The 16,238-nt window shown below is 68.0% G+C and carries 8 protein-coding genes and 1 pseudogene; 7 read left to right on the forward strand and 2 right to left on the reverse strand.

Annotated features, from left to right (window positions below; genetic code table 11):
- Position 1: 1 nt before the first annotated feature.
- Positions 2-361: a YraN family protein gene (locus O7613_RS02280; RefSeq protein ID WP_281584441.1), complete on the reverse strand. Its 360-nt coding sequence runs from the start codon at positions 359-361 to the stop codon at positions 2-4.
- 511 nt (positions 362-872) lie between these two features.
- Between O7613_RS02280 and O7613_RS02285 the strand changes: the two genes are divergently transcribed.
- The 3 genes from O7613_RS02285 (at position 873) to O7613_RS02295 (ending at position 12,064) form a co-directional block, all read left to right on the forward strand.
- Positions 873-4,415, forward strand: a complete 3,543-nt coding sequence (locus O7613_RS02285) for a LamG domain-containing protein (RefSeq protein ID WP_282291791.1) — start codon at positions 873-875, stop codon at positions 4,413-4,415.
- A gap of 160 nt (positions 4,416-4,575) precedes the next feature.
- Positions 4,576-11,565 (forward strand): RHS repeat-associated core domain-containing protein, encoded by a 6,990-nt coding sequence (locus O7613_RS02290; protein WP_282291793.1) that lies wholly within the window; start codon positions 4,576-4,578, stop codon positions 11,563-11,565.
- Entirely contained in the window at positions 11,558-12,064 is a 507-nt protein-coding gene (locus tag O7613_RS02295; RefSeq protein ID WP_282291794.1) for a hypothetical protein, read from the forward strand. Before O7613_RS02290 ends, O7613_RS02295 begins: the two co-directional genes overlap by 8 nt.
- 317 nt (positions 12,065-12,381) lie before the next feature.
- Here the strand turns inward: O7613_RS02295 and O7613_RS30725 are convergent.
- A pseudogene (locus tag O7613_RS30725) lies at positions 12,382-12,477 on the reverse strand (GntR family transcriptional regulator); the annotation flags it as partial.
- 135 nt (positions 12,478-12,612) lie between these two features.
- On the opposite strand from O7613_RS30725, the gene O7613_RS02300 reads away from it, so the two are divergent.
- The 4 genes from O7613_RS02300 (at position 12,613) to tsf (ending at position 16,234) form a co-directional block, all read left to right on the forward strand.
- Positions 12,613-12,855: a hypothetical protein gene (locus O7613_RS02300; RefSeq protein WP_282291796.1), complete on the forward strand. Its 243-nt coding sequence runs from the start codon at positions 12,613-12,615 to the stop codon at positions 12,853-12,855.
- Positions 12,856-13,043: 188 nt separating this feature from the next.
- Entirely contained in the window at positions 13,044-14,048 is a 1,005-nt protein-coding gene (locus tag O7613_RS02305; protein WP_282291798.1) for a hypothetical protein, read from the forward strand.
- 327 nt (positions 14,049-14,375) lie between these two features.
- Positions 14,376-15,275: a 30S ribosomal protein S2 gene (gene rpsB / locus O7613_RS02310; RefSeq protein ID WP_282291800.1), complete on the forward strand. Its 900-nt coding sequence runs from the start codon at positions 14,376-14,378 to the stop codon at positions 15,273-15,275.
- Positions 15,276-15,406: 131 nt separating this feature from the next.
- On the forward strand, positions 15,407-16,234 hold the full coding sequence (gene tsf, locus O7613_RS02315; RefSeq protein WP_281584438.1) for a translation elongation factor Ts: 828 nt from the start codon (positions 15,407-15,409) through the stop codon (positions 16,232-16,234).
- Positions 16,235-16,238 lie beyond the last annotated feature (4 nt).

A 16,238-nucleotide genomic window follows, 5' to 3' on the forward strand; every position in this document is an offset into this window, starting at 1 on the left:
GTCAGAACGCGCCCCGGAGGTGCTCGACCCGGGCGTGGCCGGCGGCCGGCAGCCGTACGGAGAGCACGTCGAAGCGGACCTCGTCGGCGGTGGTGCCGGTCTCGGCGAGCCAGCGGGCGGCCAGGCCGCGCAGCCGGCGGGCCTTGGCCCGGACCACGGCCTCGGCGGGGGAGCCGAACTGCTCGGTGCGGCGGGTCTTGACCTCGCAGATGGCGAGCACCTCGCCCTCCCAGGCGATGATGTCGATCTCTCCGTCGGGGCAGCGCCAGTTGCGGGCGACCGGGCGCAGGCCGGTCTCGATCAGGTGTCGCAGCGCGCACCGCTCGCCGTAGGCGCCGACGGCCTGGTTCCGGTTCGTCATGCCGGCCAGGATGCGACCGTTCGGCACCTTCGTGGGTGTCTCGTAGGGGCGGCCTGTGGACGACGGCCGATTGTGGACGGACCCGCGATCATCCCGCCGATGTGCTAGGCAGGGCGTCATGGCGGACGGTGATCGCACCGCCGCCCGCGGTACCACATGGGCGGTTTGTGGCTACCAGTTGTGACGTCCCTTTACAGCGGAAGTTGATGTTCCTTACTGTCACGTCGCCGACAGGTAATGAACGGGGGCTCGGATGGACCTGCGTAAGGCGTTGGCGGCACCTTGGTGTGGTGCCGACACGACGACGGCACGCACTCCCATGGTCGAATCCGCGGTGCGGCCACTGATCAGCGATCTTCCGTGGTGATCTACGCACGTCGACATGACCTGACCGTCGTCGCGGTATCGGCCGTCGTCGCCCCTGCCGTACCTGATTGACCCTCACTCACTTTCCCCGCGCACCGCGCGGGTCCTTCGGTGTGCCCATACATGCGCAATGAGGAGTGCTTTGGTGACAAGACGTGGATTCGCCCCGGAGCGGCACCGTCGCGGCCTCACCGCGTCGGTCGTCGCGCTGGCCCTGGTGGCCGCCGCCGGTCCGACCGCGATGCCGTCGCCGGCCCGGGCGGAACCGGCGGCCCCCGAGCCGGCGGCTGCCCCAAAGGCACCCCCGCTGAGCGAGGTCGACGCCCTGGCCCAGGCCGGGAAGCTGAAGGCGCCGGTGGAGGTGACCAGCCTCAGGAACGAGCACTCGCGTGTGTTGGCGACCCCTCGGGGCACCCTGGTGCTGGAGTCCTACGCGGAGCCCCAGTGGACCCGGGGCCGCGACGGCGGTCCGTGGCGGAAGATCGACACACGGCTCGAGCGGCGCGCCGACGGGTCGGTGGCGCCGGTGGCCACGTTGACAGACGTGACGTTCACCTCCGGCGGCGGCGGCCCGACGATCCAGATGCCGCTGGCCGAGGGGCAGGTGTCCCTGTCCTGGCCGGGGGATCTGCCGGCACCGACGCTCGACGGCGACACCGCCGTGTACGAATCGGTGCTGCCGAACGTGGACCTGCGGCTGCGCGCGCTTCGTGACGGGTTTACCTGGGCTCTGGTGGTGAAGTCCGCGCAGGCGGCGGAGAACCCGGCGTTGGACGAGCTGCGGTTCGCGCTGCGTACCACCGGATCGCTCGCCAAGCGGTCCCGGCCCGGCGGCGGATTCGAGGTCGCCGACCGCAAAGGTCGCCCGGTGCTGTCCGCCGGGGGAGCGCTGATGTGGGACTCGGCGGGGGCGGCACCGGCTGACCACGGTGCCACGGGCCGGGCGGCGAAGGAGTTTGCGGCGCAGGACCGGCGTGAGGCGTTGCGGGTGGCGCCGGACCGGGCGCGCAAGGCGGAGATCCCGACCGGGGTCCAGGGGGAGGAACTGGTCATCCGGCCGGATCAGTCGCTGCTGCGCGGCAAGGGCACCGTGTACCCGGTGGTCATCGACCCGTGGAGCACGATCGAGAAGACCCGGTGGGGCTACTCGAGCACCAACAACGCGACCCGCAACGACGGCGTGGCCCGGGTCGGGAAGGATCCCGACGGGTCCGGCACCTACCGGTCCTACTTCTCGTTCAAGCTGACCTCGCTGTCCGGCAAGACGATCCGCGACGCCAAGTTCCTCACCGAGATGACGCACTCGTGGGACTGCGGCAACACGCCGGTGAACCTGTGGCGGACGGCCGACATGGCGACCACCGGCAAGCAGGCATGGTCCGGCCCGAGCTTCTCCAAGTGGCTGGAGGAACGGTCGGCGCACGCGCACAAGCCGTCGGGCGGTGCCGGCTGCGACGACGACCCGCAGCCAGACAAGCCGATGGAGTTCTCCAGCCAGAACGTCATCAACGACATCAGCGCCAACCGCGGCCAGGACATCTACACGCTGGCGCTGTCGACCCGGCAGTCCGACGGGTCATCGGAGTCGACGAGCAACTGGTGGAAGAAGTTCGACCCGGTGCAGACCAAGCTGACGATCGAGTACAACACCAACCCCAACACCCCTACCGCGGCGCAACTGTCGACCCACGCCGGCTACACCGCGCCGGCGCAGGCATGCCTGACCGGCACGTCGCGGCCCGCGGTGCGCTCGGACTTCCCGTGGCTGAAGGCGACGGTGAGCGACCCGGACGGTAGTGGCGGCGGGAGTCTCTCCGGCGTCTTCACGCTCCAGAGGCTGGTGAGCAGCACCTGGACGAACGTGTCCGGCTGGCCGAAGACCGACTCCGGGGTCGCGCCCGGGGCCAAGGCGGAGTTGCAGTTGACCACGAAGACGGTCAACGGCGAGCTCTACCGGTGGCAGGTGCAGACCAAGGACACCCTCGGCGGGGTGTCGGCGAGCGCGTCGCCGTGGTGCGAGTTCTCCATCGACTACTCCGCGCCCGCCTCGACCCCGACCGTCACGGCGGCCGACGGGCTCTATCTGGAGGCGCCACCGCGTGGCACCGATCTCGACTCGCACGGCTCACCCGGCTATTCGGGACGATTCACCTTCTCGGCCAACGGAGCGGCGGACGTCTACGACTACGTCTACCAGGTCAACGGCGGCCCGGAGATGACAGTACGCGCGAGCCAACTGGGAGGCCCGGCCACGGTCTGGGTGACGCCGACCGTGCGTCTGGAGAACGTGGTGACGGTGCGCAGCCGCGACCAGGCCGGCAACCCCTCCGCCGCGTACGACTACGTCTTCTACGCTGGTGACCCGTCTGCCCCGGTCGCCCACTGGGCGATGGACGAGGGCACCGGCACCGCACTGGCCAACAAGATCGACGGTGGGGTCACGGCGACGCTGACGCCGTCGCCGAAATGGACGGACTCCCGGGTGTTGGGCACGCACAAGCAGTCCGGCAAGGACTGGGCGATCGAGCTCGACGGCGTCGACGACCAGGTGGCGACTGCTGGAGCGGTGATCGACACGACCCGCAGCTTCTCGTTCGCCGCATGGGTGCGCGCCGACGCCGTCGCTGGAGTCGTCGTGGCGCAGGCGGGCACCAACAAGAGCCCGTTCGAGCTGCAGTACTACCCGACGAAACAGCGCTGGTGTTTCGTCAGCTACGCCTCCGACACCGCCTACGCGGCTTCCACCCCTTCACCCGCCTGTGCCGCCGACCCGGTACAGCCGGGGGTGTGGGTGCATCTGGCCGGGGTCTACGATGCCGGTGCCAGCAGCCAGCTCGCCCTCTACGTCAACGGCGTTCGCAAGGGCACCGGTGCCACCAGCGTACCGCCGTGGTCCGCGACCGGTCCGCTGTTGATCGGTGCCGGGCGCAACGGGTCGCCGACCGGATGGGTCAAGGGGGCGATCAGTGAGGTACGCGTCTGGAACCGGGCCATCGACCCGGACATCGACCTGGTCGACCTCGTCCGTCCTGTTCGGGTGGGCCAGTGGGACATGGAGGACGACGACCAGGAGGAGCCGCGCCAGGCCGGTGACTCGTCCGGCTATCAGCACCTGCTGAACCTCACCGCTTCGCCGTCGGCTGAGTGGACCGCGGACGGCTTCGACTCCATGGGGTTGAACTTCGACGGTGTCTCGGGTGCGGCCGTGACGGACGGTCCGGTTCTGCGTACCGACCAGTCCTACACGGTGTCCGCGTGGGTCCGCTTCGGCGGGGGACCCGGTGCGCGGACGGTCATCGCGCAGGACGGTACGAACATCTCCAGCTCGTTCCTGAGCTGCCGCACCGACGCCAACGGCTCCAAGTGGTCGGTGATGGTCCGGTCGGGCGACTCGACGGCCGCTTCCGGGCTCTACGTGAACGGCAGCGACTGCGTGGTCAACCAGTGGGTGCACCTAACAGCCGTGCAGGACGTGACCACCAGGACCATCAGCCTCTACGTGAACGGTGCGCTGGTCAAACAGAGCACGCCCGCCTTCGCGCCGTGGCACGGCGCGGGCGGCCTGTCGATCGGACGGGGCAGGTGGGGCGCGCCGACCGACTACTTCAACGGCGACATCGACCGGGTCCAGGTGTGGCAGGGGGCGCTCAGCGCCGCCGAGGTAAATGCCGTGTTCGCCGGATTCTGACCCTGCACCGCCTTCTTCGATCTTCGGTCGGTCCGGGCGCCATACGGACATGAGCGTGGCGCCCGGACCGCCCAGCAACCTCCCGGTGAACACACGTGACCCTTGAAGGGACCCGATGAGAACAGTCAGAGCTGGTCGGCCGTACCGCAATCGCGGGCGGATGCCGGCCGTCAACGCCATGGGGAACGGGGCCCGCCGCGCCCTCACCGTCGGTCTGGTCGCGTTGCTCGCCGCCGCAGTCGGAGGGCAGATTCCCGCGCAGGCGCAGCGCCCAGCCACGGCGCCACACCTTGAGCCGCAGCGGTATCCGTCCGCCCCGCTGCACGCTGTCAAGCGAACCAAGCCGACCAAGGACACCGGCGTCGCGGAGGTGAAGCGGCCCGCACCGGTGTGGCCGACCGCTGCTGCCGCAGACGTGGCGCTGCCGGCGACCGGCACCAGCGACCGGTCGACCCGGGTCGCCGCACGCGCCGGTACCCTTCCGGTGACGGTTCGGCCTGTCGCCGGTCCGTCGACGGCCCGTTCGGCCGCCTCCACTCCCGGCAAGGTGCGGGTGCAGGTGCTGTCGCGCGCTCAGACCGCTGTGGCCGGGGTGAACGGGTTGCTTCTGCGGGTGGGGCGCTCGGACGGAACCCGCTCCGCGGGACAGGTCGAGATCGGCGTCGACTACGCCGCCTTCGCCTCCGCTTACGGGGCGGACTGGTCGTCGCGTCTGCGACTTGAGCATCTGCCCGAGTGTGCGTTGACCTCACCCGCGACCAGGGACTGCGGGCCTGTCGCGTTGGATTCGCGCAACAACGTCCGTACCCACACGGTTTCGGCGACCGTTTCGGCGGCCCCGGTGAGCGGGGCGTTGTCTCCGGCGGAGGCCAAGCGGCTCGGCGTGGCTCCGGCCGCCGCCAGCGCGGGGACGCTCGTCGCGCTGACGAGCGGCCCGTCGGGTGGGGCGGGCGACTTCACCGCGTCCAGCCTCAGCCCGTCCGCCTCGTGGAGCCACAGCGGTGCCACGGGCAGCTTCCAGTGGTCCTATCCGATGCGCACGCCGCCCGGGCCGGGCGGGCCTTCGCCCTCGCTCAGCGTCGGCTACTCGTCCCAGTCCGTGGACGGCCGGCACGCGGCGTCCAACAACCAGCCGGGCGCCTTCGGCGAGGGCTTCGACTACTCTCCGGGCTTCATCGAACGTCGTTACAAGGCCTGCTCCGACGACATGGGCGGCAATGCCAACAACACGGTCAAGACCGGTGACCTGTGTTGGGGGCCGGACAACGCCGTGATGTCGCTCAACGGCAGCTCCGTGGAACTGCTCAAGGGCAGTGATGGCAAGTGGCATCCGCGCAACGAGGACGGCTCGAAGATCGAGCTGGCCACCACGCCTGCCTACAACAACGGCGACGACAACAACGAGTACTGGAAGGTCACCACCACCGACGGCACGCAGTACTGGTTCGGCCGCCACCAGTTGCCGGGATGGTCGTCCGGGAAGCCCACGACGAACTCGGTGCTCACCGTCCCCGTCTACGGCAACAACCCGGATGAGCCTTGCCACGCCGCCACGTTCGCCGCCTCCGACTGCAACGGCAAGCGGCAGGCCTGGCGCTGGAACCTGGACTATGTCCAGGACATCCACGGCAACACCATGTCCTACTGGTGGTCGAAGGAAACCAACTACTACGCCAAGAACAAGGTCACCTCGACCCCGGTCGTCTACGACCGGGCCGGCTACCTGACCCGCATCGACTACGGCAGCGATAACCGGGACAACAACGAGTACGCCGCCACCTCGCCGTACGTCGAGAACGTCCCGGTGCGCGTCGAGCTGACGAACATCGACCGTTGTCTGTCAAACTGCACGACCAGGAATGAGACGACCTGGCCGGACACCCCGTGGGACCAGGAGTGCCTCTCCTCCACCAAGCCCTGCCTCAACGGGTCGCCCACGTTCTGGTCGGCCAAGCGGACCACACAGATCCTGACGAAGGTGCGGAAGGGAAACGCTTACCAGAACGTCGACTCCTGGACTTTCCGGCAATCGTTCCCGGACCCGGGCGACGGCACCCGCGCCGGCCTGTGGCTCGAGGGCATCACCCACAAGGGCCTCAACGGCGGCACCGTTACCGCCCCGGAGGTGACCTTCGAACGAGTCCAGATGCAGAACCGGGTCGACGCGGCGGGCAGCGACTGGGCCCTCGCCATGAACTGGCACCGGGTCAAGCAGATCAACCTGGAGACCGGCGGCAAGATCTTCGTCACCTACAGCGACCCGGAGTGCGTCAAGGACAGCAAGATGCCCTCGAAGAGCGCGCTGGACAGCAACACGCTGCTCTGCTACCCGGTCAAGTGGACGCCACCGGGGCTCACCGACAAGGTGACCGACTTCTTCCACAAGTACGTGGTGAAGGAGGTCCAGCAGATCGACGAGGTCGGCGGAGCACGGCCGGTGCGCACCGCCTACGACTATCTCAACGACAACGACGAACCGCTGTGGCACTACGAGGACGACACCGGCATCACCCCGGACGACGCCCGCACCTGGTCGCAGTGGCGGGGGTACCCGACGGTCGTCACCTACCGAGGTGAGGGCGCCGACCGCACCAAGACCGAGACCCTGTACTACCGCGGCATGTACGGCGACAAGCTCGTCGGGGGCGGTACCCGCACCACCAAGGTGCAGGGCAGGGAGGGTGGTCCGGCAAACGACTACGAGCACTTCGCGGGCAGCCCTCGCGAATCCATCACCTGGCTCGGATCCACGGTCCTCGCCGCCACCGTCAACGACATGTGGCGTTCCGACCCGCCCACCGCCACCCGTTCCGGCACACCCGTCGCGGAAGCCCGGTACGCCCGGATCGGCGCAACGCACGCCCGCGGGGCTACCGACGGCGGTGTCCGGCGGACCACGACCACCACCAGCTATGACGAATACGGCATGCCGACCAGCGTGGAGGACGGCGGAGACGACACCAAGACTGGTGACGAAGCATGCGTGAAGACCGAGTACGGCCGTAATGCCACGAAGTGGTTGCTCGACCCGGTGCGGCGGACGCATGGCTGGGTCGGCGGGTGCGGCACCAGTCCCACCGCGGAGAACCAGATCACCGCGGACACCCGCTTCAGCTTCGACTCGCTGGCGTACGGTGCGGCGCCGACCGACGGTCTGGCGACCGCGGTGGAGACGATCACTGGGTTCAGCGGCGGTACCCGGACGTACAAGACGGTGTCCTCGGCCACCTATGACGCCTACGGTCGGGTCGACGCGAGCTTCGACATCGCCGGGGAGAAGACCGACACCGATTACGTGCCGGCATCCGGCGGGCCGGTCACGCAGGTGATAACCACGAACCCGCTGTCGTGGAAGAGCATCGTCGATCTCGACCCCGCCTTCGGTGTGCCGATGAAGATCACCGACCCCAACAACCGGGTAACCGAGATCACCTACGACGCCGTGGGCCGCACCACCGCGGTCTGGCTGCCCAACCGAGACCGTGCCATCTACGGGTCTGCGCCTTCGAACAGCTACACCTACACCCTGTCCAAGACGCAACCCTCGGTCGTCACCACCAAAGCGTTGAACGCCCGTGGCGGCACCGACACCTCCTACCTTCTCCTCGACGGTCTGGGACGCCCCCGGCAGGCACAGGAGTCGGCATACGGTAGCGGGCGCATCCTCGCCGACACCTTCTACGACGCCGCCGGACGCATCTACAAGGAGAACGCCGCCTACTTCGACGCCGGTGCCATCGACACCACCGTCGTCAAGTTCCGCGACGACAAGGACGTCCCCAGCCAGACCAAGACCCTGTACGACACGGCCGGACGTCCGATCCACTCACTCCTGCTCGGCACCAACGCCGGCGTACAGGTGGAGAAGGCCCGGACCTCCACGACCTACCACGGCGATCACACCACCGTGACGCCGCCGACGGGTGACGCGGCCACCACGGTGTGGACGGACCTGTACGGCCGGACCGAGAAGCTCTGGCAGTACCACGGTCCGACCGCGACCGGGACCTACGACGAGACCAGCTACACCTACCACCCGGTGGGGCAGTTGGCGACCGTCAAGGACCCGTCCGGCAACACCTGGTCGTACTCCTACGACATCCAGGGCCGGCCCACCTCCACCACGGACCCGGACACTGGCACCTCAACCAGGCACTACAACGATCTGGGTGAACTCGAGCGGACGACCGATGCCCGTCCGGACACCCCGGACGTCTGGTACACCTACGACCGCATGGGTCGGCCCCTGACGACCCGTGAGGGCAGCCTCACCGGTCCGAAGCGGACCGAACTCACCTACGACTCGCCGATCAAGGGCGCGACGAAGTCCTCCTCGCGTTGGATCGGCACCGAGGAGTACCGCAGCGAACTGGTCTCGGTCGACAAGATGGACCGACCCACCCAGACCAAGCTGACCCTGCCCTCCTCGCAGGCCGGTTTCTGCGGCATCGGTGCGGTCACCTGCACCTTCACCTCGAAGGCCAGCTTCCTCGCCGACGGGTCGCCGAACACTCGCACCCTTCCGGCAGCCGGCGGGCTCAGCGAAGAGGTCCTCAACTACCAGTACGACACCACGTACGCGATGCTGGACAAGCTCGCCACCAACTACGGTGACGCCAGCTACTACGCGATCGGGTCCGAGTACACCAACCTGCACGAACTCAGCCTGATCACGCGGTCCACCCAGTTGACGGGCACGAAGTCCGTCCAGACGAAGAACAACTTCGACCCGGCCACCGGCCGGGTCACCAGCAGCTCCGTCCAGCGTTCGGCCGCTCCGGTGCCGGTGGCGAACACCTTCTACGAGTACGACGCCAGCGGCAACATCCTGAAGGTCGACGACAACTCCGGTGCCCGTCCTCGCGACACCCAGTGCTTCGCCTACGACCACCAACGCCGACTGACCGAGGCCTGGACACCGGCCTCCTACGACTGTGGTGCAAAGCCGCAGAACGAGTCGGAGTTGGGCGGCCCGGCACCGTACTGGCAGCAGTGGTCGTTCGGCGCGCCGGACGACCCGAAGGGGCGTGTCGGCAACCGTCTCACCCAGATCGAACGCGGCACACCGACCGGAACGGTCACTACTTCCTATTCCTATCCGGCGGCCAAGGCGGCGCAGCCGCACCGGCTCGACGGTTGGAGCAGGACCGACAACACCGGCACGACCACTGGCTCGTACACGTACGACGAAGCCGGCAACATGAAGAGCCGCCCCGGCAAGTCGGGGCAGCAGACCATGACCTGGGATGTCGAGGGACACCTGACCTCGGTGACAGACAGCACCGGGACCAGTTCCTACATCTATGACGCCAGCGGCAACCGGCTCATCGCGACCGACCCGACCGGAAGCACGCTGTTCCTCGGTGACCAGGAGGTGCGCAAGAACGGCAGCAACGGCCAGGTGAGCGCCACCCGGTACTACGGTTTCAACGGCGAGGTCATCGCCCAGCGCACCGTCACCGGCATCACCTGGCTGGCCAGCGACCACCAGGGAACCTCCCAGGTCAGCATCGCCAACGACACCAACCAGACCATCACCCAACGTCGCCAGACGCCCTACGGCGGCCCGCGCGGCGCCGCGGTCACCTGGCCGAACCAACAAGGTTTCCTCGGCGGCTACCAGGATTCCACCGGTCTGACGCATCTGGGGGCGCGCGAGTACGACCCGTCGATCGGCCGGTTCATCTCGGCCGACCCGATCAACGACGTCGGCAACCCGCAACAGATGCAGGCGTACGCCTACGCCTCCAATAACCCCACCACCTACGCCGACCCCAGCGGCGAGATCATCCCCGAGTACGCCGGAGTCGACACCCCCACGGGGCTGTGCCCTCACTCCATCGATGGTTACGCCTGTCAGGACGTTGTGGAGAAGTACAAGCCACAGTCGACCCGTCGTGACAAGGGCCTGGTCAACAACAAGGTGCTTCACGACGCGGCGGGGGTGGTGTCCTGGGTGCCGGGTCTCGGCACGGGAGCCGACGTGGCCGATGCCGCGCTCTATCTCCACGAAGGCGACACGAAGTCGGCCATCATCACGATGGCTCCGGGCCCGCCGGCCTGCAAGTTCGTGAAACGGGCCTGCAAGTGGGTCAGTGAACAGCTCGGCAAGAAGGCGGAGAAAAAAGCCGTCAAGGTCCTGAGCAAAGAGGCGCTGGAAAAGCTCACGCCGAAAATCAACCCGCGCCAGGAGTTGGCCGAGATGGCCATGCTCAAGGCGGAGGCGCGGGCCAAGGATCTCGCGAAGGTCAAGCCGAAGGCGCCACCCGCTCCCACGAAGAAGCCGGACCCGGGGACGAAGGGCAAGCCCGCAACAAAGAACACCGATGCGCCGCCGGAGAAGTCGTGCAAGCACAGCTTCGCCACGGACACCCCGGTCCTGTTGGCGGACGGAGAGAGCAAGCCGATCGGGGAGGTCGTCGAGGGTGACGAGGTTCTGGCCCATGATCCAGAAACCGGTGCCACCAGCGCAGAGCCCGTTGACGCCGTCCACGTCAACGAGGACGAGGCGTTGACCGATCTGTCGGTCCGTGACGGCGACGGCGAGTTCGTCACCCTGCACACGACGCAGCACCACCCCTTCTGGAGCGAGAGCCGCGACGACTGGGTCGAAGCGGCGGACCTTCAGCCGACGGAGGAGTTGCTGTCGCCGGACGGAGTCGCCGTCACGGTGGCGAAGGTCGACAACTTCAGCGGGCAGCGCACGATGCGCGACCTCACGGTCCGCAGCGTCCACACCTACTATGTGCTTGCCGGCAACACACCTGTCCTTGTCCACAACTGCGGCAACGCGGCGGGTGGTGAAAGCGGGCTGGCTGCCGCCGAGCGGGCTCGTGATCAGGCTGGCTTGAAGCCTGACGGTACGCCGAACCGCCAGTCGCCCATCTATGTCGGAGGCTATGACGCGAAGGGCAATGTGATTGGCACAGGCAATGGCCCTCGAGGTAGCGACATTCATGCCGAGGACATCATCCAGGAGCGTATGCCCGGCGCGCAGATGACTCAGCCTTACGGTTGGCGAAGGAATAAGGCTACGGGAGAGCTGGAATGGAGATCGCATACTGTGTGCCCGAGGTGTCAAGCAAAATATCCTCCTTCCCTGTTCCCGCCCGGTACGCGGGGCGAATCTGGAGGTGTGTGGGGTGACTGAAGTAGGTGCTGGCTTCGTCGGCCTTGCTGAACGGCTGATCGAAGCAACTGATTGGGGTAGCTACCGGCAGCTCGGCGGTGTTTCGGCGGCAGAAATCGGCAAATTTCTAACGTCGCTTCTTAGCTCGGGCCCTGAAATGATCGATTCCGTCGAGGACTCTTTAGAGAACAGAATTGTGCCCCAAGCCAATCTCTGCAGTGTGGCTGAGCCGGCGGTGAGTGTCTTAGCGGCCGCGCTGGCCGACCCCCGGCCGCGTTGGGTCCGAATTACGGTACTTGAATTGATGTTTCTCATTCTGTCCGGTGCGCCAGTTGTTGATGAGGTCGAACGCGGAAACGGTGCCCTACTCGAACGATGTATCGATCGAGTTCGAGAATCGCTTTGGCTGATTGTGCGGGAAGGGCTCACCGATGCAAGCTGCCATGAAGCCGCGCTTGACGTACTCGACATCGCTGATCCGGCGGGGACTGCCGCCAATCTTGTTCGATCAATCCCTTGACATGGCATCGTGACGTTGCGTGGCAGGAGCGTATCACTGGTCGCCTGAGATCGCTTGCGTTGTCGTCACGGTTGTCGTCATGGAAGTGACGAACATTTAGAATCGTCGATCACCAGATGTGCGCCTGGATCCGGCTCATGGCGGACGTCGCACGGCAGATGGCCGGACTTCTGGCTGACGGTCGGCATTGCTGGGCGTGTGCGCGGGGCCGTAGGCCTTTAGCGTGTGCGCGCAGCCCGCTTCGGCCGGGCCGGCTTGATCCTGTAGGGCAGTTTTGAGCCAGTCGGATCTTGGTCGAGGGCCTTGGTCCGGCTGGCTTACTGCTTTGGTGCGCGGTTGCGGCTGCTGCGAGGGCGCTTGGCGGGCGGCGGGCCCCGCTCGTCGTTGCTGGGCCTGCGGAGGAGTTCAGGCTCCTAGGTTGTCGAGACCGTCGGATTTTACCGAGAACTGCCACACGGTGACCCTCATGGTCCGTCTCTCACTGAGGTGCTGGGGGGTGGTGAGGAAGCGATACGTGAACGGACTGCAGAATACTTGGCTGCGGTGCAGTGCTGGCTGTCACCGCAGAAAACGTCTTCGACGTGTTCGAGGATTACGGGATCCCCCTCGGACATCTGGCTATGAAGACCGATGGCCGATGGGTGTGGCCCGCAGATCTTTCACATTATGTGTGTAAGTACAACATTCAGCTTCCGGAGCGTTTCTTGGACTGGATTCGTTCCGTTGATTGGATTGCGCCCGAGCTGTCGCAAGAAGAGCTTCTTGAAGTTGAGGAAGATTTTTTGGGTTGACCAGTAGGTGGTCAGCAGCCCGGAATCGCCCGAGCTGTCGGCGGCTGCCAAGCAGGTGAGCCTGAGCGGCGGTGGCGATCCTCGAATCCGCCGCCGTTCTGGGCGCGCTGCTGTTCAGGGTAGGCGGTTGGTGGAAGACCGTGTTGGCCGAATGGCGCGGCTGGTGGCGGTCGCATACCGTGCCGGTCGTGGACGGACGACGCAGCTACCCCGAGGACCAGCAGGAACCGCGGTGGAGCGACCGCGGGTACGAGTCGGACTGGCGCGCCGCGGGGGAGCCGCGCTACCGCGACGACGACTACCGCACCCCGGAGCAGCGCGCCGGCGAGAGCCGCTACGGGGGTTACTCCGCAGCCGATCCGCTCGTCGACGACACCAGCGGTTGGCGGTCGCAGCGCCCGGACGACCCGGAGGTCTCCGGTGAGCTGCCCGGCCGCGCGGGTCGACGGGCGGCCCGGGAGGCGGCCGGCGCGACCGGCGGTGAGGATCCGCTGTCCCGCAGCGGCGTGGACGCGCTCGGCACGGCGTCGCGCGGGGCGACGAACCCGCTGGCCGACCCGATCCAGGCCGCCCGTGGCGGGGGCACCGACCCGTACGGGCTCGGGGCGCAGGGCGCCGACGCTCTGGCCGGCAATGCCGATCCGGCCCGCCCCGGCCCGCTGGGCGGCTACCCGATCGTGGACACCGGCCGGTCGGCGGAGCCCACCACGACGGGCGGGACGCAGATCTCGGTCGGCGGCCGGACGGATCCCGGCGCGGCCACCCCGCTGCGGGTGGGGGAGCGTCCGACCGCTGCGGCGGATCCGGCCGCGCCGGTGAATCCGCTGGAGATGCCGACCGGCCCGATGCCGGCGGTGGTGCCCCGGACGGACACCCCGCCGCCCGGTGACGGCGTCTACCGGACCCGGCGTCCGGCGCTGGCGGTGCTGCTGGCGGTCCTGGTGCTGGTGCTGGAGGTGCCGGCAGTGCGGGTGTTGCTGCACGGGCTGGTCGGGGACCCGGTGTCGACGTCGCACGTCGTGGTGGGCACGTTCCTGGTGGTCGGGCTGCCGATCTTCGGCGCCGGGCTGTACGGCCTGCGTACCGGTGGGCTGGCGCTTGCCGACGGCAGTCGTGGCTGGCTGCGCCCGCCGACCGCGTACCTGACCGTCGGTCTGGTGCTCTTCGTCGCCGCCGCGCTCGCCGCGCGCTGACCGCGCCGCCCCAAGATCCACGCCGGTACGCCGAGGTGGTGGTATCCGGGCCGCCGTGATGCCGCCACCTCGCCGAGCTGGAGTGGATCAAGCCCACCCCGCGGGCTCCGTACCCCGGGGCCGGGGTACGGGGAGAGCGCGTACACTCGACAACTGGCGACCGCCTCGCGCGGTCGACCTCGCGCGCCCTCTCCACGGTCTTTCCGCGGAGCGGCGGCCTCCCTGGTCCCGGTTCTTCACCCGGGCCCACCCTGGCCGACGACCGGGCGCCAGGCGTCCGGCCGCCGGCTGGACGGACAACCAGGGACACAGTAGGAGTTAGCCACCATGGCCGTCGTGACCATGCGTCAGCTGCTGGAGAGCGGTGTGCACTTCGGGCACCAGACCCGGCGCTGGAACCCGAAGATGAAGCGTTTCATCTTCACCGAGCGCAACGGTATCTACATCATCGACCTGCGCCAGACCCTCGACTACATCGAGAAGGCGTACGAGTTCATCCGCTCCACCGTCGCGGGCGGCGGCAGCATCCTGTTCGTCGGCACCAAGAAGCAGGCCCAGGAGGCCATCGCCGAGCAGGCGACCCGGGTCGGCCAGCCGTACGTCAACCACCGCTGGCTCGGTGGCATGCTGACCAACTTCCAGACCGTGTACAAGCGGCTCCAGCGGATGAAGGAGCTTGAGGCCCTCGGTGACCTGAGCGGCACCGCCGCCGGTTACACCAAGAAGGAGACCCTCCAGCTCTCCCGCGAGAAGATCAAGCTGACCCGCACCCTGGGTGGCCTGCGGGACATGCAGAAGCTCCCGGCCGCGGTCTGGATCGTCGACACCAAGAAGGAGCACATCGCCGTCGACGAGGCCCGCAAGCTGGGCATCCCGGTGATCGCGGTGCTCGACACCAACTGCGACCCGGACGAGGTCGACTTCCCGATCCCGGGCAACGACGACGCCATCCGGTCGGCCGAGCTGCTGACCAAGGTCGTCGCCGCGGCCGTGGCCGACGGTCTGATCGCCCGCTCCGGCCGTGGCCGGGGCGGCGACGAGAAGCCCGAGGCGGGTCAGGTCGGCGCCGACGAGCCGCTGGCCGAGTGGGAGCGCGAGCTGCTTGAGGAGCCGAAGAAGGCCGACGAGCAGCCCGCCGCCGCGCAGCCCGCCGCTGCCGAGCAGCCGGCCGCCGCCGAGGAGCCGAAGAAGGCCGACGAGCAGCCGGCGACCGCCGCCGCCGAGTGATCGCAGCGCCGTGTCCCGCCGTCGCAGGGCGGCGGGACACGGCGGACACACCGGGGCACACCGGCCCGGTTCCGGGTAACCGGCAGCTTGACCAACCCACCGCAGTAGTCACAGACACCGAAGAGAGAGTCATGTCCAACTTCACCGCCGCGGACGTCAAGAAGCTCCGCGACCTCACCGGCGCCGGCATGATGGACTCCAAGAAGGCGCTGACCGAGGCCGAGGGCGACTTCGACAAGGCCGTCGAGATCCTGCGCGTCAAGGGCGCCAAGGACGTCGGCAAGCGGGCCGGCCGCACCGCCGCCAACGGTCTCGTCGCCCACTCCGGCCAGGCGCTCCTCGAGCTCAACTGCGAGACCGACTTCGTCGCCAAGAACGACGCCTTCATCTCGCTGGCCCAGCAGCTCGTCGAGCACGGCGTGACCAGCGGCGCCGCCAACGCCGAGGAGCTGCTCGCCAGCACCCTCGACGGCAAGAGCGTGGCCGACCTGATCCAGGAGCAGTCCGCCAAGATCGGCGAGAAGCTGGTGCTCAACCGCTTCGCCAAGCTCGACGGCACCACCGCGGTCTACCTGCACCGCAAGAGCCAGGACCTGCCCCCGGCGGTCGGCGTGCTGGTGCAGTACGCCGGAAAGACCGACGAGGCGGCCGACGCCGACGCGCGCGGCGTGGCCATGCAGATCGCCGCCATGCGGCCGAAGTACCTCACCCGCGACGAGGTGCCCGCCGAGACGGTCGAGTCCGAGCGGCGCATCGCCGAGCAGACCGCCCGCGAGGAGAACAAGCCCGCGGCGGCGCTGCCGAAGATCGTCGAGGGTCGGGTCAACGCCTTCTTCAAGGACTTCGTCCTGCTGGAGCAGGCGGCCGTGGCCGACAACAAGAAGACCGTCAAGCAGGTGCTGGCCGAGGCCGGCATCGAGGTGACCCGCTTCGTGCGGTTCGAGGTCGGTCAGGCCTGAGCCG

The sequence above is a fragment of the Micromonospora sp. WMMD975 genome (assembly GCF_029581215.1).
Lineage (GTDB): Bacteria > Actinomycetota > Actinomycetes > Mycobacteriales > Micromonosporaceae > Micromonospora.

Coding starts and splice junctions, on each gene's coding strand:
- O7613_RS02280 (WP_281584441.1), bottom strand. CDS start 361: ATGACGAACCGGAACCAGGCCGTCGGCGCCTACGGCGAGCGGTGCGCG.
- O7613_RS02290 (WP_282291793.1), top strand. CDS start 4,576: ATGCCGGCCGTCAACGCCATGGGGAACGGGGCCCGCCGCGCCCTCACC.
- rpsB (WP_282291800.1), top strand. CDS start 14,376: ATGGCCGTCGTGACCATGCGTCAGCTGCTGGAGAGCGGTGTGCACTTC.
- tsf (WP_281584438.1), top strand. CDS start 15,407: ATGTCCAACTTCACCGCCGCGGACGTCAAGAAGCTCCGCGACCTCACC.